The organism is Methylobacterium sp. PvP105, from assembly GCF_017876975.1.
In the GTDB taxonomy this organism is placed as follows: Bacteria; Pseudomonadota; Alphaproteobacteria; order Rhizobiales; family Beijerinckiaceae; genus Methylobacterium; species Methylobacterium radiotolerans.
Genome location: NZ_JAGIPA010000001.1, coordinates 765,046 through 791,523 on the forward strand (window position 1 = coordinate 765,046; position 26,478 = coordinate 791,523).

The 26,478-nt window shown below is 71.7% G+C and carries 18 protein-coding genes and 1 pseudogene; 13 read left to right on the forward strand and 6 right to left on the reverse strand.

The features are described from left to right. The first annotated feature begins 279 nt into the window (after positions 1-279). The 8 genes and pseudogenes from J3A75_RS03725 to J3A75_RS36345 form a co-directional block, all read left to right on the forward strand. A complete protein-coding gene (locus J3A75_RS03725) occupies positions 280-528 on the forward strand; it encodes an acyl carrier protein (protein WP_199825845.1) in 249 nt (82 codons plus the stop codon). Continuing rightward, the gene (locus J3A75_RS03730) at positions 525-1,688 is read left to right on the forward strand and encodes an acyl-CoA dehydrogenase family protein (protein ID WP_012317209.1); all 1,164 of its coding nucleotides are present in this window, start codon (positions 525-527) and stop codon (positions 1,686-1,688) included. Before J3A75_RS03725 ends, J3A75_RS03730 begins: the two co-directional genes overlap by 4 nt. Continuing rightward, on the forward strand, positions 1,688-2,647 hold the full coding sequence (locus tag J3A75_RS03735; protein WP_107645281.1) for an amino acid--[acyl-carrier-protein] ligase: 960 nt from the start codon (positions 1,688-1,690) through the stop codon (positions 2,645-2,647). The genes J3A75_RS03730 and J3A75_RS03735 overlap by 1 nt, the downstream gene beginning before the upstream one ends. A gap of 4 nt (positions 2,648-2,651) precedes the next feature. Next, entirely contained in the window at positions 2,652-3,623 is a 972-nt protein-coding gene (locus J3A75_RS03740) for a DUF1839 family protein (RefSeq protein WP_024827825.1), read from the forward strand. Positions 3,624-3,631: 8 nt separating this feature from the next. Continuing rightward, the gene (locus J3A75_RS03745; RefSeq protein ID WP_070998298.1) at positions 3,632-6,067 is read left to right on the forward strand and encodes a glycosyl hydrolase 2 galactose-binding domain-containing protein; all 2,436 of its coding nucleotides are present in this window, start codon (positions 3,632-3,634) and stop codon (positions 6,065-6,067) included. Next, positions 6,057-7,835: an alpha/beta fold hydrolase gene (locus J3A75_RS03750; RefSeq protein WP_070998300.1), complete on the forward strand. Its 1,779-nt coding sequence runs from the start codon at positions 6,057-6,059 to the stop codon at positions 7,833-7,835. Before J3A75_RS03745 ends, J3A75_RS03750 begins: the two co-directional genes overlap by 11 nt. Next, complete coding sequence (locus J3A75_RS03755) at positions 7,832-9,115, forward strand: hypothetical protein (RefSeq protein WP_209649703.1); 1,284 nt, start codon at positions 7,832-7,834, stop codon at positions 9,113-9,115. Before J3A75_RS03750 ends, J3A75_RS03755 begins: the two co-directional genes overlap by 4 nt. Positions 9,116-9,179: 64 nt before the next feature. After that, positions 9,180-9,770 (forward strand): annotated as a pseudogene (locus J3A75_RS36345) (alpha/beta hydrolase); the annotation flags it as partial. 252 nt (positions 9,771-10,022) lie between these two features. On the opposite strand, the gene cydB reads toward J3A75_RS36345, so the two are convergent. Continuing rightward, positions 10,023-11,036 (reverse strand): cytochrome d ubiquinol oxidase subunit II, encoded by a 1,014-nt coding sequence (cydB, locus tag J3A75_RS03765; protein ID WP_012317216.1) that lies wholly within the window; start codon positions 11,034-11,036, stop codon positions 10,023-10,025. A 5-nt stretch (positions 11,037-11,041) separates the two neighbouring features. Next, the gene (locus J3A75_RS03770) at positions 11,042-12,484 is read right to left on the reverse strand and encodes a cytochrome ubiquinol oxidase subunit I (protein WP_012317217.1); all 1,443 of its coding nucleotides are present in this window, start codon (positions 12,482-12,484) and stop codon (positions 11,042-11,044) included. Between the two features lie 185 nt (positions 12,485-12,669). Here J3A75_RS03770 and J3A75_RS03775 point away from each other — a divergent pair, with 185 nt between their 5' ends. Then, positions 12,670-13,482 carry a universal stress protein gene (locus J3A75_RS03775; protein WP_070998304.1) on the forward strand — a complete coding sequence of 271 codons (813 nt, stop codon included), beginning with the start codon at positions 12,670-12,672 and terminating at the stop codon, positions 13,480-13,482. A 71-nt stretch (positions 13,483-13,553) separates the two neighbouring features. On the opposite strand, the gene J3A75_RS03780 is transcribed toward J3A75_RS03775, so the two are convergent. After that, the gene (locus tag J3A75_RS03780) at positions 13,554-14,507 is read right to left on the reverse strand and encodes a substrate-binding domain-containing protein (protein ID WP_244632904.1); all 954 of its coding nucleotides are present in this window, start codon (positions 14,505-14,507) and stop codon (positions 13,554-13,556) included. Positions 14,508-14,543: 36 nt separating this feature from the next. Further along, positions 14,544-16,193 carry a methyl-accepting chemotaxis protein gene (locus J3A75_RS03785; RefSeq protein ID WP_312892334.1) on the reverse strand — a complete coding sequence of 550 codons (1,650 nt, stop codon included), beginning with the start codon at positions 16,191-16,193 and terminating at the stop codon, positions 14,544-14,546. A gap of 1,664 nt (positions 16,194-17,857) precedes the next feature. Here J3A75_RS03785 and J3A75_RS03790 point away from each other — a divergent pair. Then, entirely contained in the window at positions 17,858-18,577 is a 720-nt protein-coding gene (locus J3A75_RS03790; RefSeq protein WP_070998308.1) for a sensor histidine kinase, read from the forward strand. A 25-nt stretch (positions 18,578-18,602) separates the two neighbouring features. Here the strand turns inward: J3A75_RS03790 and J3A75_RS03795 are convergent, their stop codons facing one another. Next, a complete protein-coding gene (locus tag J3A75_RS03795; RefSeq protein WP_070998310.1) occupies positions 18,603-20,087 on the reverse strand; it encodes a PAS domain S-box protein in 1,485 nt (494 codons plus the stop codon). Between the two features lie 455 nt (positions 20,088-20,542). Next, positions 20,543-21,385: a factor-independent urate hydroxylase gene (pucL, locus tag J3A75_RS03800; protein WP_012317223.1), complete on the reverse strand. Its 843-nt coding sequence runs from the start codon at positions 21,383-21,385 to the stop codon at positions 20,543-20,545. Between the two features lie 172 nt (positions 21,386-21,557). On the opposite strand from pucL, the gene J3A75_RS03805 reads away from it, so the two are divergent. From J3A75_RS03805 to J3A75_RS03815, 3 genes are read left to right on the forward strand one after another with little or no spacing between them, the layout of a single operon-like run. Continuing rightward, positions 21,558-22,397: an FAD binding domain-containing protein gene (locus J3A75_RS03805; protein ID WP_209649707.1), complete on the forward strand. Its 840-nt coding sequence runs from the start codon at positions 21,558-21,560 to the stop codon at positions 22,395-22,397. Then, the gene (locus tag J3A75_RS03810) at positions 22,394-25,129 is read left to right on the forward strand and encodes a molybdopterin-dependent oxidoreductase (RefSeq protein WP_127991830.1); all 2,736 of its coding nucleotides are present in this window, start codon (positions 22,394-22,396) and stop codon (positions 25,127-25,129) included. The genes J3A75_RS03805 and J3A75_RS03810 overlap by 4 nt, the downstream gene beginning before the upstream one ends. After that, on the forward strand, positions 25,129-26,469 hold the full coding sequence (locus J3A75_RS03815) for an NCS2 family permease (protein WP_024827812.1): 1,341 nt from the start codon (positions 25,129-25,131) through the stop codon (positions 26,467-26,469). Before J3A75_RS03810 ends, J3A75_RS03815 begins: the two co-directional genes overlap by 1 nt. Positions 26,470-26,478 lie beyond the last annotated feature (9 nt).

The following is a 26,478-nucleotide window of genomic DNA, read 5'->3' on the forward strand; positions in this document are numbered from 1 at the left end:
GTCTCGAATTAAGCTCAGGCGGAGCGATTACACGCATGAGTTGCTAGATCCGCGAAATCTCTGGACGGAAGATCACGAAATCAAGAGCTGGAAAGTGATCGTAAAGAGGCGGCCGTCAAATGTGGGACGCCGGCCGCACGGAGCTCCCGCTTGCACAGTGCGCCACCCCGTTCTGCCCAGTGCCAGCCGCTATTTACTATTAATCATTAGATAATTTGACGCCGGGCCGATCGGTTCAATAGCGTCTCGACAACTGGAATAAGGAGTTCCGCCTTGAACATCGCTCAGGACATCCGTGAGATTCTCGGCTCGAACGAAGCCTTCGCAGGGAAGGCGGATCACCTCTCCGAGGATGACAGCCTGTTCGATCTCGGCTTGGACTCGTTCGGTTCGGTTCAGCTGATGCTGGGCCTCGAGGAGCGCTTCGGCATCGAGTTCCCCGACGAGCTCCTGAATCGGAAGTCGTTCTCGTCCATCCGCGCCATCCGCGAGGCCGTCTCCTCCCTGATTCAGCAGGAAGCCGCATGAGCACGCTCGCCGCGCGCGCCGAGCGGGCCGCGGCGGTGGCGGCGCGCCACGCCGACGCCGTCGACCGCGAAGGCCGCTTCCCCGTGGAGGCTGTCGCCGCCATGAAGGCCGAGCGCCTGCTCGGCCTCCAGATCCCGGGTCAGCTCGGCGGCGAGGGGGCCGGGCTGGTGCAGATCGCCGAGCTGTGCAGCACGCTCGGGCAGGCCTGCAGCGCGGCGGCGATGACCTTCGCGATGCACCACATCAAGGTGTCCAGCCTCGTGACCCACGGCCTGGACAGCCCCTGGCACGGACGCCTGATGGAGCGGATCGCGCGGGAGCAACTGCTGGTCGCCTCCTCGACCACCGAGGCGGGCATCGGCGGCGACCTCCGGAACAGCCTCTGCGCGGTGGAAACCAACGGCGAGGTCTTCGCCCTCGGCAAGGACGCGTCGGTGATCTCCTACGGCGCCCACGCCGACCTGATCCTCGCCACGGCGCGGCGCCATCCGGACGCGGCGACGTCCGATCAGGTCCTCGTCGCGCTGATGGCCGACCAGGTCTCCCTCGTGCGCACGGGCGACTGGGACACCCTCGGCATGCGCGGGACCTGCAGCGAGGGCTTCCGCCTGGAGGCCCGGAACGTCCCGGTCGAGCAGATCCTGCCGAAGCCGTTCGCGGAGATCGCCGCCCAGTCGATGCTGGCCTCCTCGCACCTGCTGTGGAGCAGCGTCTGGTACGGGATCGCGACCTACGCGGTCGATCGCGCCCGCGCCTTCGTGCAGGCCGAGGCGCGGCGCCGGCCCGGGCAGGTGCCGCCGACGGCGACGCGCCTCGCCGAGGTCTCCAACGCGCACCAGGCCATGCGCGGCACCATCGCGTCGGCCCTACGCCGTTTCGAGGACGCCCACGGGGACGCCGACACGATCGGCTCCGTCGGCTTCTGCGTGATGCTCAACAATCTGAAGGTCACCGTCTCCGACATGGCGGTCGACATCGTGCGGCGGGCGCTCGCGATCGTCGGTCTCGCCGGCTACCGGAACGACACGCCCTTCAGCCTGGGACGGCCGCTGCGCGACGTCCTCTCCGCGCCGCTGATGATCGGCAACGACCGCATCCTCGCCAACACCGCCAAGCTCCTGCTCGTGCAGAAGGGCAGCGGCCAGCTCATGAGTGCGTGATGGAATCGATCTCCTCTCCCGCCGGCGACGTCGTCCTGCTCGAGGACGAGCCGGCCGGCGGCCCGACCTTCCTCGAACGCCTGTTCGACCGCGGCCTGCTCGTCCGGACCGGCGTCGACGGCCTCTACGGCCGCAGCGGCGGCTTCGAGAGCGTCGTCGACGCCCTCGACCGGATGATCACGCGCCTCGGGGCCGCCGAGGGGGCCGAGGTGCTGCGGTTCCCGCCGGCCATGAGCCGCCCGGCCTTCGAGCGCAGCGGCTATTTCAAGGGCTTCCCGAACCTCGCCGGGACCGTGCACAGCTTCTGCGGCGACGCGCGCGGACACGCCGAGATCCTCGCCTGCCTCGAGGCCGGGACCGACTGGACCGGCCAGCAGGAGGCCACCGACGTCGTGCTGACGCCCGCGGCCTGCTACCCGGTCTATCCGGTCGCCGCCGCGCGGGGCGCGCTGCCGACCGAGGGCCGCCTGTTCGACCTGCAATCCTACTGCTTCCGGCGCGAGCCGTCGCTGGAGCCGACCCGGATGCAGCTCTTCCGGATGCGCGAGTACGTGCGCATGGGCAGCCCCGAGCAGGTTCTGGCCTTCCGCGAAACCTGGCTCGAGCGCGGCACGGCCATGATGCGCGCCCTCGGTCTGCCCCTCGCCATCGACGCGGCCAACGACCCGTTCTTCGGCCGCGCCGGCCGGATGCTCGCCAACAACCAGCGGGCTCAGGGGCTGAAGTTCGAGCTGAACGTCCCGGTCAACAGCGTCGACAAGCCGACGGCCTGCCTCAGCTTCAACTATCACCAGGACCATTTCGGCAGCACATGGGAGCTGCGCCAGGCGGACGGCGCGGTTGCTCACACGGCCTGCGTCGGATTCGGCCTGGAGCGGATCACCCTGGCGCTCCTGCGCCACCACGGGCTCGATCTCGCCGCCTGGCCGGAGGCCGTGCGCGCCGAGCTGTGGGATTGAGGCGGTGACCGCCGCTCTGCGCCTGCCGGTCGGTCTCGGAGCCGCGGGACCCCACGTCCCGCACCCGCTCCACGATTCCGGCCGCGACTGGCCGGAGACGAACTGCTACGTCGACCTCTGGATCGAGCTCCTGCACGGCCGCGGCCTCGTGCCGGAGGCGATGCTGGGCTTCACCCTGCGGCAGGATTTCGAGGGCGACCAGTTCACCTTCTTCAAGCCGCCGACCGGCGATATCGAGCGCCTCTACGGTCTGGAAGTGCTGGAACTCGCGGTCTACGGCGGCCTCGAGAACCACGCGGAGATCCAGGCCGCGGCCGGCCGGCCGGTCCTGGTCGAAGTCGACGCGATCTACCTGCCCGACACGCAGGGGACCACCTACGGCCGCGAGCACGGCAAGACCACGATCGGCATCCTGGCCCTCGATCCGGCGGCCCGGGAACTCGATTACCTGCACAATGCGGGTCGTTTCCGGCTCTCGGGGGACGATTACGGCGGCATCTTCGGGCCGGCGACGCTGCCGCCCTACGCCGAGTTCGTGAAGACTGTCGCCCCGCCGCTCGGCACGGCCGAGCTGCCGACGGTGGCGCGCGAACTGCTCGTCCGGCATCGCGCACGCGCACCCCGGCGCAACCCCGTCCTGGCGTTCCGCGACGCCCTCGCGGCGACCGCCGGGGATCTGGTCGTCCGGCCGCTCAGCGTGTTCCACGCCTACGCCTTCAACACGACGCGCCAGCTCGGCGCCAATTTCGAGATGCTCGCCAGCCATCTCACGTGGCTCGAAGACCGGGAGGCCGGCGGATTCGCGCCGGCCGCCGCGGCCGCGGCGGATCTGAGCCGCGAGGCCAAGGCCTTCCAGTTCCAGCTCGCCCGCGCCTTCCACCGCCGCTCGGCCGACGGCTTGGCGCCGCGCCTCGACCGCCTCGCGGCGACCTACGACCGCGTCTTCGCGGATCTCGACCGCGCGCTGGACCGCTGAGCGCCGCGATGGCCCGCATCCGCAGCCTCGACGACCGGGCGCCGGAGGTCCAGCTGGGGCCGTGGCGGCTCGCCGTGACGCCGCCGGGCGCCTGCGCGGGCCCCGGCGAGCTCGACGGGGTCACCGACTGGATCGCGGCCGAGGTTCCCGGCACCGCCGCGTCCGCCCTGCGGGCGGCCGGACGCTGGAGCGAGGCGACGCCGGAGCCGATCCACGATCGCGACGTCTGGTATCGGACACGCATCACCGGTTCCGGCTCGGCCCGGCTGCGCTTCGCGGGTCTCGCCACGATCGCCGAGGTCTGGCTCGACGGCGTCCCGCTCCTGTGCGTGCGCTCGATGTTCGAGGAACACGCCGTCGACGCGGTCCTCGGCGACGTCTCCGATCTCGTCCTCTGCTTCCGCGCGCTCGGGTCGGAGCTCGACCGTCCGGCCAAGCGCGGGCGCTGGCGGCCGCGGATGATCACGCCCGGGTCGCTGCGCCATGTGCGCACGAGCGTCCTCGGCTTCATGCCGGGCTGGTGCCCCGGGATCGACCTCGTCGGTCCCTACCGCCCGCTGACAGTCGAGCCTGTCCGCCCCCGCGCGAGCGCCGCGGATGTGCGTTCCACGCTCGACGGCGACGTCGGGCGCCTCGCCGTGCGCCTGCGGGTCGACAGGCCGGTCGGCCCCGTGATCCTCCGGTGCGGCGGCGAGGAAATCCCGCTCGCCGCGGTCGAGCCGGGGCTGTTCGCGGGCGAGCTGGCGCTGCCGGGCATCGCGCCCTGGTGGCCGCATACTCACGGCGCGCCGAACCTCCACCCGGTTGAGATCCGCGTCGACGGTGCGCGGATCGACCTGGGCCGCGTCGGCTTCCGGACCCTGTCGCTCGCGCGGCCCTTCGAGGAGGGCCTCGCGCTGGCCGTGAACGGCGTGCCGGTCTTCTGCCGGGGCGCCGTCTGGACGCCGCCGGACCTCGTCGGGCTGGGCTCGGACGGCACTGAGACGCTGCTCCGGCTGGCGCGCGAGGCCGGCATGAACATGCTGCGCGTCCCGGGGACGACGCTCTATCCAGCCCCGGACTTCTACGACCTCTGCGACGAGCTCGGCATCCTGGTCTGGCAGGACCTGATGCTCGCCAACTTCGACTACCCGCACGACGATCCGGCCTTCGCAGCCGCGCTCGAGCGCGAGCTGTCGGGATTCCTCGACCGGACGCAGACCGCACCGTCGCTCTGCGTGGTCTGCGGCGGCAGCGAGGTCTGGCAGCAGGCGGCGATGCTCGGTGCTCCGCGCGCCGTCTGGGCCGACACCTTCTGCGTGGAGACGCTTCCACAACGCGTCGCGGAGCGGCGCCCCGATCTCGTCGTGACGCCGAACTCCCCCTCGGGTGGCGACCTGCCCTTCTCGCCGCGCGCGGGCTGCACCCACTATTTCGGTGTCGGCGCCTATCGTCGTCCGCTCGAGGATGCCCGCCGGGCCGAGGTCGGGTTCGCCAGCGAGTGCCTCGCCTTCGCCAACCCGCCAGATCCCGGCACGCCGAGCCCGACCGGGCCGGCCGATCCGCTCTGGCAGGCCGGCATCCCGCGGGATCGGGGTGCCGACTGGGACTTCGAGGGGGTGCGCGACCATTACGTCGCCGCGCTCTACGACGTCGATCCGGCCGCGCTGCGCGCCGACGACCCGGACCGCTACCTCGACCTCGGCCGCGCCGCGGTGGCCGAGGTCATGGAGGCGACCTTCGCGGAGTGGCGCCGCCCGCGCTCGCCGACGGCCGGCGGCATCGTCCTGATGCTGCGCGACCTCGCGCCGGGCGCCGGCTGGGGCGTGATCGACTGGACGCAGCGGCCGAAATCCGCCTGGTACGCGTTGAAGCGCGCCTTCCGCCCGGTCCAGGTTCTCCTCGCCGACGAGGGCCTCGACGGCCTGCACGTCCACGTCCTCAACGAGACGGCCGCGGCGCGTGCGCTGACCTTGACGCTGACCTTCTGCGATGTCGCGGGCCGCGTCGCGGCGCGCGCCGAGCGCGACCTTCTGGTCGGCTCGCGGGCGGCGCTCACGCTCACCTCTGCCGCCCTGCTCGGCCGCTTCTTCGACGCCACCGACAGCTATTGTTTCGGACCGCGCATCCACGATCTCGCGCACGCGCGGCTGAGCGACGCCGACGGGCGCGCGATCGCCGAGAGCTTCTACTTCCCCGGCGCGCGGCCGGTCGACCAATCGGCCGTCGGGCTCAGGGCCGAGCCGGTGGCGACCGGGGCAGGACCGGGTCTGCGGATCAGCACCGAGCGCTTCGCCCTCGGCGTTCAGGTTCTGGCCCCCGGAGCGCGGCCGGATGACAGCGGCTTCCATCTCGCGCCCGGGTCGAGCCGGATCATCAGGTTCGCGGAAGCCGCCCGGCTTCCGCGCGGGTGCGTGCGGGCGATCAACAGCGGCGAGATCGTGGACTTCGGTCATGACAGGTGAGGTCCGGTCCGAGGCCGCGGTGCCGGTGACGTTCGAGGGGCTGTTCGGGTGGCTTCATCCGGCGGCCGGGATGCGCGGCGTGGTCCTCTGCGGGGCCTACGGATTCGAGCAGATGGCCGCGCATCGGCCCTGGCGCTCGCTGGCCGAAGGCCTCGCCGCGGCAGGTTGCCCGACGCTGCGCTTCGACTATCCGGGCGAGGGGGACTCGGCCGATCCCGGGGAGGCCCGGGTCGATGCCTGCGTCGCGGCGGTCTGGCGGGCGGTCCGCTTCCTGCGCGCGACAACCGGCGTCACCGAGATCGTCGTCGTCGGCCTGCGCCTCGGCGCGACCTTCGCGGCGCTGGCCGCAGAGGGCGAGGCCGTGGACCGCCTCGTCCTGCTGGCGCCGGTCACCACCGGACGCGCCTATCTCCGCGAGATGCGGCTGCGGGCGCAGACGATCGGCCGCCTGCCGGACGGGTCCGCCCCGGCGCAGGACCCGGATTGCCTCACCGTCGGCGGCTTCCGGATGGAAGCCGCGTTCCTGGCCGATCTCGCCGACTTGAATCTCGCGCGGCTCCGGCGGGCGCCTGCCGGACACGCGCTGCTCCTCGCGGCCGAGACCAAGGCGCTGGCCGCCCGCCTCGGCGCCCTCGGTTGCGACGTGGCGACGGGCGCGTTCCCGGGTCTCGCGGCGCTCGTCGCCGACCCGATCTTCTCCGATGTCCCGGACGCGGACTTCGCCCGCGTGATCGGCTTCGCGACCGAAGGCATGCCGGTCGCCGGGCCGCGATCCGGCGGCACCGCCGCCGACGGCCGGCTCGCGAACGGTCTGACCGGGCCGGGCTGGGCGGAGGTGCCGGTCCGCTTCGGCCACGGCCTGCTCGGCATCCGGTGCCGGCCGGACCGAGGGGAGGGAGCGGCGCCGACGATCCTGTTCGTCTCGACCGGCATGAGCGTGCATTCCGGCTGGGGGCGCCAGACCACGGATCTGGCCCGGCGCCTCGCCGCTGAGGGGGTCGCGTCGTTCCGGTTCGACCTGCGCGGCATCGGCGACAGCGACGACCGGTCGGACGGCCGCAAGCCCCTCTTCGCCGCGGACGGCTTCTCCGACGTCGCGGCGGCGATCGACGCGATCGCCGGAACGGGCGGCCCGATCCTGCTCGTGGGCGGGTGCAGCGGCGCCTACGCGGCCTTCCACGCGCTCTGTCGGGACCGCCGGGTCGACGGGGCGCTGCTGCTCAACCTCTACTGCTTCGACTGGGATCCGGATCAGGACCTCGACCAGGTCATCCGGCAGACCTTCGGCAGCGCGTCCACCTACGCGGCTCTGCTCAAGCGTGGTGCGACGTGGCGCCGGCTGATCCGCGGCGAGATCCGGATCCTCGCGATCGCCGCCGCCCTGGCCCGGCGCGGAATCGTGGCCGCGTTTCGCAGGATCCGCCGGGCTCTCCGCCCCGGACCGCCCGGGGGCTCGCCCGCCCGGCGGATCGCCGCCCTGCGTCGCAGGGGGGCCGAGATCCGCCTGCTCTACAGTGCCGGCGACCCCGGGCTCGCGGCCGTCCGCCGCCATCTCGGACGCTCGCCCGGCCCAGCGGACCGCCGCGTCGGCGCACCCGTGACGGTGGTGCCGGGCGTGGACCACAATTTCGGCTCCCAAGAGGCTCAGGCCCGCGTCACCGAGGCGCTGCAGGATCTCCTGCGGGCTGTCCGGCGCGCCCACGCGACGCGCGTCACCGCGGCCGCCGCCGCGCCGCGAGGCGAGCTGACCCTGGCGGGCCGGACGTGACCCGGCTCACGCGCCGGTCGGCCCTCGCCCTGGCGGCGGGCGCCCTCGCGTCCGGTCGCGCCGCCGCGGCCGAGCCGCTGCACCGCTGCGAGGCGCTGATCGACTCGATCGGCGTCAACGTGCATCTCGGCCATCGCGGCAGCCCCTACGTCGACCGCTTCGCCGCCTGCGCCCAGGCCCTCGACGAACTCGGGATCCGGCACCTGCGCGACGACATCGTGCTGATCGGTGACGAGCCGGCCGGGCAGTTCGAGCGGATCGCCGATCTTGCCGACCGGGGCTACCGCTTCAGCCTGATCTTCTACGACGGGCTCACGCCCGGGCCGCGGGTGCCACCCGAGCGCTTCGCCGAGATCGCCGGCTGGGCCGGCGACGGGCTCCTCGTGGCGGAGGGCGGCAACGAGCCGCCGGTAGCGGCGCGGCCGGGCCTCGCACGGCTGTCGGCCGATCACCAGGCGGCCCTGTTCCGCGCGGTGCGGGCGGATGACCGGGCCCGGGCCGTCCGCGTTGCCGGACCGAGCTACATCCAGGGCAACGTCGCGGCGGCGCAGAACCTCGCCGCGGTGGTCGACCTCGCGAACATCCACGCCTATCCGGGGGCCGAGCACCCGGAAACCGACGGTGGGGGCAGCCTCGCGCGCTTCGTCGCGGCCGCGCGCCCGGTCTTCGGTGACGCGCCGGTGATCGCGACCGAGAACGGCTATCACACGGCGCTCGCCACCGGCAGCGCCCACCTGCCGATCTCGCCGGGCCTGCGCGCCCGATACCTCCCGCGGATGCTGCTCTGGAGCTACCTTCAAGGTGTGCGGCGGACTTACCTGTACGAGCTGATCTCCAGTTTCGACCGCGGCGACGCGGATCCCGAGAGCCGTTTCGGCCTCCTCGCCCACGATGGCCGGCCGACACCCGCCTTCGCGGCGGTGCGCAACCTCGTCCGGCTGTTCGGCGCCCCCGCCGCGGAGATCGCCGCGGTTCCGGCCGACCGCGACGTCACGCTCGCCGCCCCCGTTCCCGATCTCGTCACCGCGCGCTTCGTGCGGCGGGACGGGGCGACGCTCGTCCCGATCTGGCTCGGCCTCGACGGCTGGAACCGGCGCGGCCGGGCAGCGCGGCCGGACATGCCGGCGCGCACCGCCGAGCTCTGCTTGTCACGGCAGCCCCGGCGGGCACGCCTCCATCGCTTCGACGACGACGGCGCCGTGAGCGTGGTGGATCTTCCCGCGGGCAGGCGGGTGCCGATCCCGGTCACAGACCGCCTCGGCGTCGTCGAGCTGACGTAGAGCGACCGCCCACGCGGCCCGTTCAGAGACGCGCCTGAACTCCGACCCGACGGAGGCCGAGTCCATGCTGAGCTACCTGGGTGACACGATTGTCGGCCTGACCCTCGCGGTCCTGAACGCGCTCGCGCCGCTGGACGTGCACGTCGACAAGGGCGTCCCCTACGCTGCCGGGAGCGAGCACCGGGCCGACATCTACCGGCCACCCGCGGGGAAGCCGCGGCCGGTCGCCGTGTTCCTGTACGGCGGCGGGTGGCGGACCGGATCCAAGGACGAGGTCGCCTATGTCGGCGCGGCGTTCGCGCGCAGGGGTGTCGTCGCGGTCATCCCCGAGTACCGCCACGTCCCGGCGGCGACCCTCCCCGACATCCTCGCGGACAACGCCGCCGCGGTCGCCTGGACCATCGCGCACGCGGCCGCGTACGGCGGCGATCCCGCCCGCGTCACCGTCGTGGGGCATTCCTCGGGGGCCTGGGCCGCCGCGATGCTGGGTCTCGACCGGACCTGGCTCGACAGGGCCGGCTCGAGTCCCGCGAAGCTCGCCGGCATCGTCGGTCTGGCCGGGCCCTACGCGACGTCGGCTCTGACCGATCCGCTGGATCGCCAGGTGTTCGTGGGCAGCGACCCGGCTCTGCAGCCGATCAACCACGCCGCGGGTTCCCATCCCGCGATGCTGCTGGCCACCGGCGCGGCGGATCTCGACGTCAACCCTGCCGGAACCCTCGCGCTCGACCGCGCGCTGCGGGGCTTCGACGGCAAGGAGACCGTGAAGATCTACCCCGGTCTCGGCCACGGGCAGATCGTTCACGCGATGAGCTTCCCGTTCAATCTCCGGTTCTCGGTCGCGGACGACGTCGCGCGCTTCGTCAAGGGCGCCCACGCCGGCCCGCGCCCGCGACGGGCCGCGGCCTCAGTGATAGCCCGGCGCGCCCGCCGCGACCTTGCCGCGGAACAGCCAGTAGACGTAGCCCGTGTAGGCCAGGACCATCGGCACCAGGACCACCGCGCCGGCCAGCAGGAAGGCTTGGCTGCTCGGGTGGGTCGCCGCGTCCCAGATCGAGATCGCGGGCGGGACGATCATCGGCCACAGGCTGATCCCGAGCCCGACATACGACATCAGGAACAGCCCCAGGGCACAGAGGAACGGCGTCACCTCGGCCCGTCGATCGAGCGCGACGAAGAAGCGCCACGCCAGCAGCGCGACCAGAGCCGGCACCGGCGCGGCCAGGGCGAGGTTCGGCCAGGACAGCCAGCGCGCCCGGAACGCCTCGCTCAGGATCGGCATCGCGGCCGAGACGACCACGATGGCCGCCAGAGTGACGAGGCCGAGCCGGCGCGCGAGCCGGTAGGCCCGGAGCTGGAGGTCGCCCTGCGTCTTCCAGATCAGCCAGCAGGCGCCGAGCAGGCCGTAGCCGGCCACAAGGGCGGCGCCGGTCAGCACCGAGAACGGCGTCAGCCAGTCCCACCAGCCGCCCGCGTAGGCGCGGCCCTCGACCCGGATGCCCTGGACCAGGGCGCCGAGGCAGATGCCCTGGCAGAAGGTCGCCACGTAGCTGCCCCACGAGAAGGACCGGTCCCAGGTCCGTTGGCTCCCGGGCGAGGCCGCGCGGAACCGCATCTCGAAGGCGACGCCGCGGAACACCAGCGCCAGGAGCATCAGGATCAGCGGCATGTAGAGCGCCGGCAGGATCGTGGCGTAGGCGAGCGGAAACACCGCGAAGAGCCCGCCGCCGCCGAGGATCAGCCAAGTCTCGTTGCCGTCCCAGACCGGCGCAACGGTGTTGACCATGACGTCCCGGTCCGCCTTGCCGCGGACCGCCGGGAACAGGATGCCGACCCCGAGGTCGAAGCCATCCATCACCACGTAGAGGAAGACCGCGGTGGCGATGAGGAGCGCCCAGATGAGCGTGAGATCGAGGGACATCGGGACTACTCCGCGGGCTGCGCGAGGGGGCGGCCGGCATCCTGCGCGCCGGCGACGAGGGCGGGGGCGGGCGTGATGCCGGCGGTGCGGATCGGCTGTCCGGGCGGCGGCCCGGGCTCGTGGGCATGCGGCGCTTGATTGAACAGGTGCAGGAGGTACCAGATGCCCGCGCCGAACACCGCGAGGTACACCGCCGCGAAGGCCGCCAGCGACGCCGCGACGGCCGGGGCCGCCACCGGGGACACGCTGTCGATCGTGCGCAGCGCGCCGTAGACCGTGAAGGGCTGACGGCCGGCCTCCGTCACCGTCCAGCCGGCCGTGACGGCGATCAGGCCGGACGGTCCCATGCCGACGGCGAAGCGGTGCAGCCAGGGGGTGTCATAGAGCCGCCCCCGATGGCGCAACCACAGCGCGGCGAGGCCGAGGGCGATCATCAGCAGGCCGAGGCCGACCATGATCCGGAACGACCAGAAGACCAGGGGGAGGTTGGTCGGCCAGAGGTCGCGCGGCATGTCGTTGAGCCCGCGGACCTCACCGTCGAGCTCGTGGGTCAGGTAAAGGCTGGCGAGGCCGGGAATCCCGATCCGGTCGCGCACCTCACCCGCCTCCGCGTCCGGCCAGCCGAACAGGATCGCGGGGGCCCGGCGCTCCGTCCGGAAGTGCCCCTCCATGGCCGCGACCTTGGCGGGCTGGTGCGCGTAGGAATTGCCACCGTGCAGGTCGCCGATCACAAGCTGGGCCGGCGCCACCGCGGCGGCCATCCACATGGCCATCGAGAACATCAGCCGGGCCCGGGGATTGGCCCGGTCCCGCAGCAGGTGCCACGCGCCCACGGCGCCGACGATCATCGCGGTGGTGAGGTAGGCGCCCGTGACCGTGTGGGCGAAGCGGTAGGGGAAGGACGGGTTGAAGACGATCGCCCACCAGTCGGCCGGGTTGAAGCGGCCGTCCGGCCCGACGACGTGGCCGGTGGGCGTCTGCATCCAGGAATTGGCCGAGAGGATCCAGAACGCCGAGGTCAGGGTGCCGACGGCGACGAGGCAGGTCGCCAGGAAGTGCAGTCCCTTGCCGACCCGTTCCAAGCCGAACAGCATGACGCCGAGGAAGCCGGCTTCCAGGAAGAAGGCCGTGAGCACCTCGTAGCCGAGGAGCGGCCCGAGCACCGGCGCCGTCCGGTCGGCGAAGACCGACCAGTTCGTGCCGAACTGGTAGCTCATGACCAGGCCCGACACGACGCCCATCGCGAAGGCGACGGCGAAGATGCGGAGCCAGTAGCGGTAGGTGTCGAGATAGACGGCCTTGCCCGTCCGCAGCCAGAAGCCTTCGAGCACGGCGAGATAGCTCGCGAGCCCGATGGTGAAGGCCGGGAACAGGAAGTGCCAGACGACGGTGAGCGCGAATTGGGCTCGCGCGAGGTTGACTGCACTCGGCAGTTCGAGGGCGGACATCGCGGTCTCCAGGGGGGACAAACGCGGCAGCTCTGCCGCGGCCCGGACGCGGACGCGTTGATTCAGCTCAAGGCCGGGGCCGCGATTCTGAGCGCGGCGAGGCGATTGCGCTGGATCAAGGCCGCCGCTCGCGCGTCCGCCGACAGTGGCGCGGGGGTTCGGTCACGGCCCGCGAGGAGACCGCCATGTCCTACGCCAACATCTTGGTATCCGTGGATTTCGCCGAGGCGACGGCCGACCGCGTCCGGCTCGCGGCCGCGCTGGCGCGCCGCTTCGACGCGACGCTGACCGGCGCCGCCGCCGCCGAGGTGCCGGCGCCGCTCTTCGCCCACGACATCCGGGATGCGCAGGCCCAGTACGAGCGCTCGAAAGCGAAGATCCTGCAGGAGGTGGAGCGCGCGGAGGCCGTCTTCGCCCGCTGCGCCGGCGCGGCGCCCCGCACCGCCTGGCGGGGCGGCACGGAGCGGTCGTTCGCCCATCTCGTTGAGCGGGGCCGCGCCGCCGACCTGATCGTGGTGGGCGGGGCCGGCGAGACCGAGATCGATCCGAGCCCGTTCGGCGTGGCGGTCGCACCCGTCCTGATGGAGGCGGGACGCCCCGTCCTGGTCGTCCCGCAGCACCATGCCGGGGAACCGGGCCGCCGGATCGTCGTGGCCTGGAAGGATACGCCGGAGGCCCGGCGGGCGGTGTCGGGCGCCCTGCCGTTCCTGCGCTCCGCCGGCCAGGTCTTCGTCGTTACGACCGGTCAGGGCGCCCGTCTCGAAGGGGCCGAGGAGGTCGCCGCCCATCTCAAGCTCCACGGCGCGGCGGTCACGACCCACCTGCTGACCACGGCGGTGAGCGACGGGGAGGAAATCCTGCGCTTCGCCCGCGAGCAGCAGGCCGACCTGATCGTCATGGGTGCCTACGGCCACTCGCGCCTTCGGGAATGGGCTTTCGGTGGCGCTACCCGCGACATCCTGCAGGCGAACAGTCTCTGCTGCCTGATGGCGCATTGATGGGCTGAACCGGCGCGGCGGCCGACCGAATCGTCGACCAGCCGCCCGAGGCTTGCCCGGGCGGAGCGGTCCTAGCGCGAGAAATGGGTGGTCGACATGCGGTCCGTGACGAGTTCGGACGGCACCCAGTCGTATTGCGGAACCGGCTCGCGCCGGATCAGTCCCAGAGCGTCGTCGATCGCGCGACGGCTCTGGGTGCCGGCGTCTTGGTAGATCGTCACGGCGAGGCGCTTGTCCTGCATCGCCTGCATGCCGTCCGCAGTTGCATCCGCGCCGCCGATGAGGATTCGGCCTACGGGGATCCCGGCCGCCTCGATCGCATCGGCGGCGCCGAGCGCCATCTCGTCACTGCCGGCGGCGATCGCATCGATGCCGATGCCGCGGGCGATCCACCCGCCGACGACGACCCGCGCCGACGCGCGGCTTCCATCCGCGGTCGTCTCCGCGACGAGACGGAGGCCCGGGCTCACCGAGAGCACCTCCCCGGCGCCCCTCTGGCGGAGCACTGAGCCGGGGTCGGAGAGGCTGCCCGCGATGATCGCGACGCGCCCGGCCCCGCCCAGCATCTGGGCGAGCTTGCGCATCTGCAGGCGCCCGGCAACGAGGTCGTTCGGAACGACATGCGTGACGCGTCCGGCAAACCAGTCCGTGCGCGGGCCCTGGCCGATGAGGACCAGCGGGACATCCATCCCCAGGGCCAGCCGGGTGATCTCCTCGCGGGCCGTCGGGTCGACCGGCATCACCACGAGGGCGTCGACCTTCTCGGCGATGAACCGCCGCGCCTGCGCGATCTGCACCTCGCCCGCACCTTCGGGCGCGTGGGCGAAGCGGGCGGCCACCCCGCGCGCCTGCGCCTGCTCGCCGAGGCCGTCGTGCAGGCGCCGGGCGAGGGCGGGCGGCGGCATCAGCAACGCGATGGTGGTAGCGGAGGCCGGCAGTGTCCAAGCCACGAGGACGAGGACGAGGGCTGCCCTTCGGAGCGATCCGCCGGCGAAGCGGCCGCGCACCCACACGGTCCAGGTCATCAGGCGTGTTCCGTCCCGCTCGCCGCGCCACACAATTCAGGCCGCACGGAGGCTCTCCAAGATGCCGGCGATCTCGTCGCCGAGACGCGCGGCGTCCTGCGTCAGGCTCTCCGCCGCGGTGAGCACGGCGGTCGCGGCCCGATCGACCGCCTCCGGCGTGTCGGCGACGCCCGCGCTGTCGGTGTCCAACCGGTCGGTGCCGTCGGCCGCCGCCGCGATGGTCTGCGCGATCTCCCGCGCGGCCGCGCCCTGCCGCTCCACGGCATCCACGATGGAACGCGCGGCGCGGCTCATGCCCTCGATCCGCGCCGCGACGCCCGCGATCGCCGATACCGCCTCCGCGGTGGAGCCGCGGATCTCGGCCACGTGCTGGCCGATGGTGTCGGTGGCGTCCTTGGTCTGCGCGGCCAGCGCCTTCACTTCGGAAGCGACCACGGCGAAGCCGCGGCCCGCGTCGCCGGCCCGGGCGGCCTCGATCGTGGCATTGAGCGCCAGAAGATCGGTCTGGGCGGTGACCTTGGCGAGGAGGCGGACTCCGTCGCCGATCCGGTCCGCGGCGCCGCTGAGCGCCTGCACACGGGCGGTCGACTGCTCCGCCTCCGCCGCGGCTGTCTCGGCCAGGGTTGCGGCGGCCTCCGCCTGCGCGCCGACCTCGCCGACCGCCGCCCCGAGCAGGCCGGCGGAGTCGGCGACCCGCCGGACGCTGGATCGCGCCTGCGCGAGCAGGTCGTTCATCATCGTCGATCGACGTGCCGTCTCGCAGATCGAACGGCCGACGCCGTCGGCGGTGCCGCGCAGCGCCGCGGCGCTGGAACTCACGGTCTCGACGATGCCGGCGATCGCGCTTTCGACCCGCACGGTCGCTTCTTCGACCACGATGCGGCGCTGCTCGCCCTGACTTTGCAACCGAGCAGCCTCCGCGTCGCGCCGCGCCGCGTTCCGCAGGGTCTCCTGAACGGCTCTCGTCGCGGCCGCCATGACGCCGAGTTCGGCGGGACGCGACGTCGAAGGGATCGAAACCGTGAGGTCGTTGTCGGCCAGTCGCTGCAGGGCGGAGGCCAGCGCGGTCATCGGGTGCGCGACGCGGCGCAGGGCGAGACGCATCAGCCCCAGGGCAGCGAGGGCGGCGCCCCACGAGCCGATCGCGAGCGCCAGACGATAGGTCGTGCCGGCGGCGTCGACAGCATCGATCAGCTCCGTGATCCCTGCCTCGTGGTCGCTCAGCACCGCGTCGGCCGCCTGCGTGAAGGCCGCCGCGTCGGCCTGCGACACTGTCATCAGGACCGTCTCGGCGAGATCGCGCTCCCCGGCTCGGTCGAGGGCGGCTGCTTCGGCCTCCGCGGTCAGGAAGTGCTGCCAGGCTTCCCACAGACATTGCGCCCGCTTCCGCTCATCCGCCGTCCGGACGGTCGGCGCATAGGCGCTCCAGGCCCGTGTGAATGCGTCGCGCACCTGCGCAGTCCGGGCGGCCTCGTCGCGGCGCGCCCGATCGGTCGATGCGGCGTGCGCCAGATGGTCGAGCGCGCGTAGTTCCTGAGTCAGCTGCTTCATGGTGCCGAGAAGCCTGACAACTTCGATCTCTCTGACCAGGGACCGACTGGAGGAGTCGATGGTGCCGAATTGAAATGCCGAAACGCAACCGAATGCGAACGGAATACACAATAACGAGGCCGTGAAGCCGATCACGACGGTCCGGAAACCCAAATCATAGTGATCATCACGCCGAATAGGGAAAGATACCATAGATGCGGTCCGAGGCATGACCTCGAGACCGCGTCTATTTTACGAGCCGCAGAAAATCAATCGCTCACGAGAATTACACGCGCCGGCGCGACAGTTCGAATTTACGAAAATTGAGATTATCGATCGAAAGTTGTCATGTATTTACCTCGGGCAGGCCCGCATCTAATGCATCTCGACCGCCCGCTTGACCATCAGAGATCAATATCGATGGGCAGCAGTGTGGAGACGCGCGATGTCGGGAGCCGGGCAACTGGGCGGCGGTCGAGCTGGATGTTCTGTCCCGCTTCACCGTACCGAACGAGAACGACTCGGCGGTGCTGGTGCGCCTTGCGGAGACCGTGACTGGAACGGAACAGGTCACCGGCCTCGCTCGTCAGCGCGCGGTACGCGCGGAAGTGCAGGCCGGACTCCTCTCTGTCCCCTCGCGGAAGGCCTGAGCCCAGGTCGGGAGCACGGGGCATCCGCTCCCCGGTCCGCGGGCGGTGTGGACGCACCCTGTGGCGCGCGCCCGAGCGGACGCGTCGACGGAAGAATCTTGCCAGCGATCATCGCGGAGCGCCGCCGCGATGAGGGCCCATCAGAGCGGCTTGGCCTGCTGGGCGCGCAGCCACAGCAGACCGGCGACGCCCATCCAGGGACAGACGAAGACGATGAAAGCGACCAGTCCCATGGGACCTCCCGGCAGAGCGCAGTGAACGTCAGGAAACGCTCGGGGGTTTTGCCGGATCCCGCTCAGCGGACGCGGCGCGGGCTTGCCGCGCCATAGCGATCAACTCCGAGGCCGTGAGGCTTCGGAGCGGCGGCGGCTCGGGAAGGAGGGCGGGTCCCGGCGGGCGCGGTGCAGGCGGAAGGGCGGCCGAGCGCCCGGGCCAGAGCCGCTTCAGCCGTCCCGCCTTCCGCAAGCTACGTTCCGCCACGCATCTGTCTCCCGCGCATCAAAGGCGGTCACGGGTAGGCGAGGGCCTCTAAGATGGTTAGCGGGGCCGAAACAAGGGTCGGACGCCGGCCCGGCGTCGGGCGTATGCGAGCCCCCCTGGGCAGGCGCACGCGTCGCCCTACCGCTCGCGATTTCGCGTCTCTCGGCGGATCGGCCGTATCGCGCAGGGCGCGGCCGTAGCCCTGGATTCTCACGCAACCGGCGCTCGCTCGTCGGCGGACTCGCAGGATCAGGAGTATCGAGAGGCCGGCGCGTCGGGCCCAAAGGGCGTCGATCGTGCTTCTTCAGCGAAGGTCACGTCGTCCCCGGGCATACCCGATGGTACCGCGAGCATTCCGGTGCGTCATGTTGGCGCGATGCTTGCCTCGTTCATCGGAGGTCTGAGAATTCTGGACCAGCTGGGAGAACCATTGCCGGTCCGCGTGCCCAGATCGGATCAGACTCCGGCAACGCGGTGAATATCTGCGACGATCGGCCGGGCTCGCGGCCTAGGCGGTTTCCGGTCCCGCACGACTCTGACGCGTCGGCCCGTGTTCAGATCAGCTGCTCTGGTGCCGGCTTCGCCGGCCCGGTTGAGCAAAAATCTCCGGCCTGTGATGCTGGCGCAGGACCGTCGCACGTTATCTGAGATACACGAACCCTCCCGGCTTTCGGCGCTGAGAGAGCGAACATGGCAGAGCCTGCAGCAACGGACGCGCGCCTCGCGCAGCTCGAAGCGGACAATGCCCGTCTGCGCCGCCTCCTGGACGAGACCGGGACACCGGACGGTCTGCGTCACGGCCTGCGCGACACGTTGGCGATGCTGCGGGCCGTCCTGCGGCTCTCCGCCGAGACCGCGGAGACCGTCGACGGCTACGCGACGCACCTCGAAGGTCGGCTCGACGCTATCGCGCGCGTGCGGGTCGCGGCCGACACCTTCGGCGAGGTCAGCCTGCACACGCTGATCTCCGACGAGTTGATGGTCCACCTGATCCGCGAAGGCGAGCAGGCGACGCTGGAGGGCCCTTCCGTGCGCCTCAGGCCTAAGGCCGCGCAGCTGATGGCCCTGGCGGTCCACGAACTCTGCAGCAACGCGGTCGAGCACGGCGCCTTCGGTCTCTCGAAGGGCGGTGTCGACGTTACCTGGGCGGTCGCGGGGGACGGGACGAGCGCGCCCGGCGACTTGACGCTCGTCTGGAAGGAAACGGGCGGCACGGGCGTCACGCCGCCGAGCCGGCGCGGCTTCGGCATGCAGGTGCTCACCGAGATGTTGAGCTACGAGCTGCGCGCGACCGTCGCGCTCGCTTTCGAGCCCGACGGGTTGCGCTGCACGGTCGACTGCCCGCTGATCCCGCGGATCGGGCGCCTGGTCGAGGACGAGCGCGCGGACGAAGGCGCCGAACCGCCCTGAGCCGGCGTCGACCGCCCGGATCGCCTCACCCGAAGGCCCGGGCGGTCTCCCGGACCTGCCGCGCCGCTCGGTCCGCCCGGCCGCTCGCCTGCGCGATCGTGGTCATCCCGCCGGAAATCGCCGAGACGTCCTCCGCGGCGGTCTGCATGCTGCCCGACATCTCGCGCATCACCGCGGATTGCTCCTCTACCGCCGCCGCGATGGTCGACGAGACCGCGTTCAATGTCCGGATCGTGCCCTGGATCGCGTCGATGGCGTCGACGGCTTCGCGGGTCGCCGCCTGCGTCGAGGCGATCTGGTGGCGGATCTGATCCGTGGCGCGGCCGGTCTGCGCCGCCAGAATCTTCACCTCCGACGCCACCACCGCGAAGCCGCGACCGGCCTCGCCGGCGCGGGCCGCCTCGATGGTGGCGTTGAGCGCGAGCAGGTTCGTCTGCGCGGCGATGCCGGAGATGAGGCCCAGAACCTCGCCGATCTGGGCGGCCTGGTCGCTGAGGCCCGTCACGATCCGGCCGGTGCGCTGCGCCTGCTCCACGGCTTGCCCGGCCGTCTCGGCGGCGTGGCTCACTTGCTGGCTGATCTCGTCCACCGAGGCCGACAGCTGCTCCGCGCCGGTGGCCACCGACCGGATGTCGCCGGACACGCGGCCCACGCGCGCGACCGCCGCGTCGGCTTGCCGGGTCACGTCCGCCACGGCGTCGCCGATGGCGTCCAGCTCCGCGCCGATGGCGCGCTGCGCGGCGGCGCGCTGCTGCCGTTCGTGGACCTGGGCGGTGATGTCTGTGGCGAACTTGACGACCCGGACGGGCCGTCCATCCGCGTCCGTGATCGGGTTGTAGGTCGCCTGGATCCAGATCTCGCGACCCCCTTTTCCGGTGCGCCTGAACGCGCCGGACTGGAACTCCCCTCGCGCGAGTGCGGCCCAGAACATCCGGTACTCCTCGCCGACGCGCTCCGCCTCGCCGACGAACAGGCTGTGATGCCGACCGACGATCTCGTCGAGCCGATAGCCCACGGCGTCGAGGAAATTGGCGTTGGCGGTCAGGATCGTGCCGTCGAGCGAGAAGGCGATCACCGCCTGCGAGCGGTGCAGCGCGCTGATCTGCCCTTCGAGATCGAGGGCGCGGAGCTTCTGGTCAGTGATGTCCGTGGCGAACTTGACGATCTTCACCGGCTTGCCGCTGGCGTCGAGCACCGGGTTGTAGGAGGCCTGGATCCAGACCTCCCGTCCACCCTTGGCGAGCCGCTTGTACTCGGCACTGGCGAAGGTGCCGCGTCGCAGGCTGTCCCAGAACTCCCGATAGGCGTCGCTCCCCAGCTCGGTCGGCGGAACGAAGAGGCTGTGATGCCGGCCGCGGATCTCCTCGAGCGTGTAGCCCACCGTCGCCAAGAAATTCGGGTTCGCGTCGAGGATCGTGCCGTCCAGCGCGAATTCGATCGCGGCCAGTGACCGGCTGAGGGCCGCGAGCTTGGCAGCCTGATCTCTCCGAACCTTCGCGCCCTCGAACATCGATTCCTCCGCATCCCGTGATGAGGGTGCGGCCGAAACGCGCACCTGGGCGGTCAGATCAAGATCTTCTTGACCGAGTCCGCTTTCTATCGGGCTGGGCGACGTCAGATGTCTGTCGAGGCCCTGCTATAGCGATGTCTGGCATAGGACGACACCGTTGCGCGGCCGTTAAGATGGTTCGCCTCCTGACCAAAAAGCGTGGAGTGGGACGATGCGTGCAGCGATGTTCGATAAAGACCACAAACACAGCTGTAAGGCGCAGCGAAACAGCCTTGATCAAGGGCGCCACTATTTTACGTTGTGTGTGGCCGACGCCACCCGGGAGGCCTTCCGGCCCGCCTTTGTAGGATCTGCGCGAAGCGCCGCATCTCGCCCGGCGACGCCGCACGATGACGTGCGGAGTCCGGTCGGTCCGACGCGCCCGCCGCGGGACGAGGCCGGCGTCGGTGCCCGCGTCAGCCCGTCCGGCCGATCGTCGCCTCGATGCGGCCGTAGGGCTCGTCGGTCGGCAGGAAGACCGTGCCCGGGTTGTCGAGGCCGAACGGCGCGAGGTCGATCGGCAGGTAGTGCTTGTTGGGCATGACGAAGCCGATCTCGGCCAGTTCGGGGACGGCGGCCAGGGCCGCCTCGCCCATCCGGTACATGCTGTCCTGAATCCCGCGGCTGTAGGTGGTGCCGAACACAGTCAGCAGCGTCGCGAGGATCCGCGCATTGGCCGCGCCGTGATCCTGCGGGGCCGAGGCCCAGGTCCAGGTCGCGTCCATGCTGGTGGCGGCGATGCGGTCGGTCGTGTCTGGCAGGGTCCGGTACTGGTCCGCCACGAAGCCCGTCCAGCCCGACTGCGTGGTCTTCATGAAGGTGTACCCGCGCAGACCGGAGCGCAGGGTCGAGCCGCTCCGATCGGCGGTGAGACCCGCGAAGCCGGCGCCGTTCCCGTCGCGCGTGAAGGTATGGCCGTGCGGCGCGTCGGCGATCGCGTGCCGCAGCCAGCGGACCTCCTCCGCCTCGATCGCCACCGTCTCGACCTGGGGATAGGTCTCGAGCAGCACCCGCGCAACCGCGACGACGAATCCCTCGGCGTCGAGCGCGAGGTTCCGCGCCGCCGTGACGTTGACGATGTTCCGGATGCTGTCGGTGGCGATGGAAGCGCGGTTGTCACCCCCGGTCCAGGCGGCCTCGAAGCGCCCGGTCAGCATGACCGACAGGGTCACTTCGCGCGGCGTGTGGTGGTCGCCGTCACGGGCGAGGCGCAGCACCCGGACCCGTTCCTTGCCGTACCGCGATGCCGTCAGGGCCATGGGGATCTCCGACCGGACCGTCGCCGGCCATCTCACGCAAATCTTATTCATCCTAGGCCGACGCGCGTGGGGGCGCCAAGGTTCGAACGTGTCGGTGCGGCTTGACCGAGGCCTCATGGAAACCGGCATAGTGCAGGGCCGGGCCGAACCGGCCTCGGACCGGCGAGCGGGCATGGACCTCCACACGATCGAGACCGTCGTCCGGCCGAAGAATCGTTCCGAGCTCCCCGCCTGGGCGGACGGCGATGCCTGCTTGGGGGGCGGGACGTGGCTGTTCTCCGAGCCGCAGGTCGGGACGCGGCGCCTCGTCGACCTCGCGGCCCTGGAATGGACTCCGCACGCGATCGACGCGCACGGCCTCACCCTCGCGGCGACCTGCACCATCGCGCAACTCGACCGGCTCGAGCTGCCGTCGGGATGGAACGCGGCGCCGCTTGTCGGCCAGTGCTGCCGCGCCCTGCTCGGCTCCTTCAAGATCTGGACTGTGGCCACGGTCGGCGGGAATATCTGCCTAGCCCTCCCGGCCGGCCCGATGATCTCCCTCGCGACGGCCCTGGACGGCACCTGCACGATCTGGTCCCGGGACGGAGCTGAGCGCACCGTCTCCATCCTCGACTTCGTCCTCGCGCCGCAGCGGAACGCGCTCGCGCCGGGGGAGATCCTGCGGAGCCTGTCGATGCCGGCCGCCGCGCTCGCGCGGCGCACGGCTTTCCGCCGCGTCAGCCTCAGCCCGAACGGCCGCTCCGGCGCGCTGCTGATCGGGACGCGCGGCGCCGACGGCGCGTTCGCGCTCACAGTCACGGCCTCGGTCAAGCGGCCGCTCCGCCTCGCCTTCGAGGGGCTTCCGGGTCGGGCCGAGCTGGTGCGGGCGCTCGACGACGCGGTCCCGGATGCCCTCTACCATGACGATGTTCACGGGCGGCCCGACTGGCGCCGCCACATGACCCGTCACTTCGCCGAGGAGATCCGCGGGTCGCTCGACGCGGCGCCGTCGCCGGGAGCCGCGTCATGAAGCTCACGATCAACGGTGCCGCGCACGAGGGTGCGCCGCGGGCGGGGCAGTGCCTCAGGACCTACCTGCGCGAGGCCGGATGGTTCGGCGTGAAGAAAGGCTGCGACGCCGGCGATTGCGGCGCCTGCACGATCCATCTGGACGGCGAGCCCGTGCACAGCTGCCTGATGCCGGCCTTCCGCGCCGAGGGGCGGAGCGTGACCACCATCGAGGGGTTGGCCGGTCCCTGCCGTGCCGACGCGGCCGAGCCGACGGCGCTCCACCCGATGCAGGAGGCGTTCCTGGCGGCCCAGGGCTTCCAGTGCGGCTTCTGCACGCCCGGCATGATCATGACGGCCGCGAGCCTCAACCAGGGCCAGAAGCAGGATCTCGGCACCGCCCTGAAGGGCAATCTCTGCCGCTGCACCGGCTACCGGGCCGTGCGCGAGGCCATCGTGGGCGGCACGCATCCGGTCGAGAGCGGGGCCTGCGGCGATCCCGTGGGCCGCAACCTCGCGGCGCCGGCCGCGCCGCTGGTGGTGTCCGGGCGCGCCCGCTTCACGATGGACCTGCCGCTCGGCGACACGCTCCATCTCAAGGTGCTGCGCTCGCCGCACGCCCATGCCCGGATCGTCGCGGTCGACGCGTCGGCGGCCCGCGCCGTGCCGGGCGTGGTCGCCGTGCTGACCCACGCCGACGCACCGCCGCGCCGGTTCTCGACCGCCCGCCACGAGGATCCGCGGGACGACGCCTCCGACACGCGGGTGCTCGACCCGATCCTGCGGTTCGTCGGCCAGCGCGTCGCCGCCGTTGTGGCGGAGACGGAGGCGGCCGCGGAGGCCGGATGTCGCGCCCTGCGAGTGACCTACGAGGTCCGACCGGCGCTCCTCGATCCGGAGCGCGCCCTCGAGGCCGACGCGCCCCGGGTTCACGACCCCCGCGACTGCCCGGGCGAGGACGCACCGCCCCTCGGGCGCCATCCCAACCTCGCCGGAGAGGTGCACGGCGCCGTCGGCGACGTGGACGGGGGCTTCGCCGAGGCGGACTTCGTCTACGCGGGGACGTTCCGGTCGCAGCGCGTCCAGCACGCTGCCATGGAGACCCACGGCTGCATCGGCTGGCGCGCCGAGGACGGCCGCCTGACGCTGCGCACCAGCACCCAGGTGCCGTTCCTGACCCGGGACGCGCTGGCGGACCTGTTCGGCTTGGAGAAGGACGCGGTGCGCGTCGTCTGCGCCCGGGTCGGGGGCGGCTTCGGCGGCAAGCAGGAGATGCTGACCGAGGACCTCGTCGCCCTGGCGGTCCTGTACACCGGGCGGCCCGTGCGCTGGGAGCTGACCCGCGAGGAGCAGTTCGTCGGGACGACGACGCGCCACCCGATGCGGGTGGACGTGAAAGTCGGCGCCCGCCGGGACGGCACCCTCACGGCGCTCAGCCTCGATGTCCTGTCCGATACCGGCGCCTACGGGAACCACGCGGGCGGCGTGATCCACCACGCCTGCCACGAGGTGCTGGCCGCCTATGTCTGCCCGAATAAGCAGGTGAGCGGCCGCGCCGTCTACACCCACACGGTGCCGGCGGGCGCCTTCCGGGGCTACGGGCTGAGCCAGACGATCTTCGCGCTCGAATCCGCCCTGGACGAGGTCGCCCGCGGAGTCGGCCTCGACCCGTTCGCCCTGCGACGGCGCAACGCCGTCAAGCCGGGCGACGCCATGGTGTCGAACAGCCTGGAACCGCACGACGTGATCTTCGGCAGTTACGGGCTCGACCAGTGCCTGACCCTGGTCGAGGAGGCGCTGCGGGCCGATCCGGGCCCCGATCCGGAGGCCGGCTGGCGCGCCGGGACCGGCATGGCCATGGCGATGATCGACACGATCCCGCCGCGCGGCCACCACGCCGACGCGCGGGTCAGCCTGGACGCCGACGGGCACTTCACGGTGCGCGTGGGGACGGCGGAGTTCGGCAACGGCACCAGCACGGTGCATCGGCAGATCGCCGCATCGGCGCTCGGCGCCGCGCCGGAGCGTGTCCGCATCGCGGGCGCGGACACCGATATCGTCGGTCACGACACGGGCGCCTACGGGAGCACCGGCACCGTGGTGGCGGGTCTGGCGACCTTGCGCGCGGCCGAGGCGCTCGCGGTGCGAATTTGCGCGCGGGCGGCGGAGATCGCGGGCGCGCCCCCAGCTTCGTGCCGCCTGAACGGGGAGCAGGTCGAGACGCCGGCGGGGCCGGTGACGCTGGCGGCGGTCGGTCCCCTCGACGCGACCGGCCGGGCCGACGGCAGCCCGCGCTCGGTGGCGTTCAACGTCCACGCCTTCCGTGTGGAGGTCGACCCGGTGAGCGGCGCGGTGCGGATTCTCAGGAGCGTCCACGCCGCCGATGCCGGGCGGGTGATCAACCCGATGCAGTGCCGCGGTCAGGTCGAGGGCGGCATCGCGCAGGCGCTCGGCGCAGCTCTCTACGAGGACGTCCGCATCGCCGCGGACGGGAGCCTCGTCACGCAGACGTTCCGCGACTACCACATCCCCGCCTGCGCCGACGTGCCCGACACCGAGGTCCTGTTCGCCGACACCCACGACAGCGTCGGCCCCCTCGGGGCCAAGTCCATGAGCGAGTCGCCGTTCAACCCGGTGGCGGCGGCGCTCGGCAACGCCATCCGGGACGCGACCGGGGCCCGCCTGACCGCGACTCCCTTCACGCCCGACAGGATCTACCGGGCCGTGGCGGCCGGCCGGGCCGGGCTCCCGTGATGGATCGCGCGCGGGACACGATGCCGACGGCGAAGCCGGGTTTCCTGGAGCGGACCTTCCGCCTCGCCGAGCACGGCACCAGCGTGCGCACGGAGCTGCTGGCGGGGCTGACCACCTTCCTGACGATGGCCTACATCGTCTTCATCAATCCGAGCATCCTGGGGGATGCCGGCATGCCGCGCGGCGCGGTGTTCGTGGCGACCTGCCTCGTCGCGGCGCTCGGCTCGCTGATCATGGCGCTCTACGCCAATTACCCGATCGCCCTAGCGCCCGGGATGGGGCTCAACGCGTACTTCACCTACGTGGTGGTCCAGCAGCTCGGCTACAGCTGGCAGGCGGCCCTCGGCGCTGTGTTCATCTCGGGCGTGTGCTTCCTGATCGTGACGCTGACGGGCCTGCGCGCGCTCATCGTCGACGGGATCCCGCGATCCATGCGCATCGCCATCACGGTGGGGATCGGCCTGTTCCTGGCGATCATCGCGCTCAAGAACGCCGGCCTCGTCGCGGCGAGCCCGGCGACCTTCGTCACGCTCGGCGACCTGCACAAGCCCGAGGCGATCCTGGCGGTGATCGGCTTCCTGATCGTGGCGGTCCTCTCCGCCCGGAAGGTCCGGGCGGCGCTGCTCTCCAGCATCCTCACCGTCACGGCATTGAGCTTCATCTTCGCCGGCAACACCTTTCAGGGCATCGTCTCCCTTCCGCCCTCGATCGCCCCGACGCTGTTCGCCCTCGACATTCCGGGCGCCCTCTCCGCGGGCCTGCTCAACGTGATCTTGGTCCTGTTCCTGGTGGAGCTGTTCGACGCCACCGGCACGCTGATGGGCGTGGCGAACCGGGCCGGGCTACTGACCGACGGGCGGATGCGCCGCCTCGACCGGGCCCTGATGGCCGATTCCGTCTCGGTCTTCGCGGGCTCGCTCCTCGGCACGTCGAGCACCACGGCGTATCTGGAGAGCGCCTCCGGCGTCGAGGAGGGCGGCCGCACCGGGCTCACGGCCGCCACCGTGGCGGTACTGTTCCTCGCCTGTCTGTTCTTCGCGCCCCTGGCGGGCGCGGTGCCTGCCTACGCCACGGCGCCGGCCTTGTTCTACGTCGCCTGCCTGATGCTGCGCGAGCTGACGGAACTCGACTGGGACGACCTCACCGAAGTCGTGCCGGCCTGCGTCACAGCCCTGCTGATGCCCTTCACCTACTCGATCGCCACCGGCGTCTCGTGCGGCTTCATCACCTACGCCGCGCTCAAGCTGTTCGCGGGCCGCGCCCGGGAGGTGAAGCCGATCGTCTGGGTGATCGCCGCGGTCTTCCTGTTCAAGTTCGTGGAGACCGGCGGCGCGCATTGACGCCCGCGC

Bases quoted from the DNA above. Each gene is read 5' to 3' on its own strand.
- J3A75_RS03750 (WP_070998300.1), top strand. From the start codon at position 6,057: ATGACAGGTGAGGTCCGGTCCGAGGCCGCGGTGCCGGTGACGTTCGAG.
- J3A75_RS03770 (WP_012317217.1), bottom strand. From the start codon at position 12,484: ATGTCCGCCCTCGAACTGCCGAGTGCAGTCAACCTCGCGCGAGCCCAA.
- J3A75_RS03815 (WP_024827812.1), top strand. From the start codon at position 25,129: ATGGATCGCGCGCGGGACACGATGCCGACGGCGAAGCCGGGTTTCCTG.
- J3A75_RS03805 (WP_209649707.1), top strand. From the start codon at position 21,558: ATGGACCTCCACACGATCGAGACCGTCGTCCGGCCGAAGAATCGTTCC.
- pucL (WP_012317223.1), bottom strand. From the start codon at position 21,385: ATGGCCCTGACGGCATCGCGGTACGGCAAGGAACGGGTCCGGGTGCTG.
- J3A75_RS03795 (WP_070998310.1), bottom strand. From the start codon at position 20,087: ATGTTCGAGGGCGCGAAGGTTCGGAGAGATCAGGCTGCCAAGCTCGCG.
- J3A75_RS03730 (WP_012317209.1), top strand. From the start codon at position 525: ATGAGCACGCTCGCCGCGCGCGCCGAGCGGGCCGCGGCGGTGGCGGCG.
- J3A75_RS03780 (WP_244632904.1), bottom strand. From the start codon at position 14,507: ATGACCTGGACCGTGTGGGTGCGCGGCCGCTTCGCCGGCGGATCGCTC.
- J3A75_RS03775 (WP_070998304.1), top strand. From the start codon at position 12,670: ATGTCCTACGCCAACATCTTGGTATCCGTGGATTTCGCCGAGGCGACG.
- J3A75_RS03790 (WP_070998308.1), top strand. From the start codon at position 17,858: ATGGCAGAGCCTGCAGCAACGGACGCGCGCCTCGCGCAGCTCGAAGCG.
- J3A75_RS03810 (WP_127991830.1), top strand. From the start codon at position 22,394: ATGAAGCTCACGATCAACGGTGCCGCGCACGAGGGTGCGCCGCGGGCG.
- J3A75_RS03745 (WP_070998298.1), top strand. From the start codon at position 3,632: ATGGCCCGCATCCGCAGCCTCGACGACCGGGCGCCGGAGGTCCAGCTG.
- J3A75_RS03735 (WP_107645281.1), top strand. From the start codon at position 1,688: ATGGAATCGATCTCCTCTCCCGCCGGCGACGTCGTCCTGCTCGAGGAC.
- cydB (WP_012317216.1), bottom strand. From the start codon at position 11,036: ATGTCCCTCGATCTCACGCTCATCTGGGCGCTCCTCATCGCCACCGCG.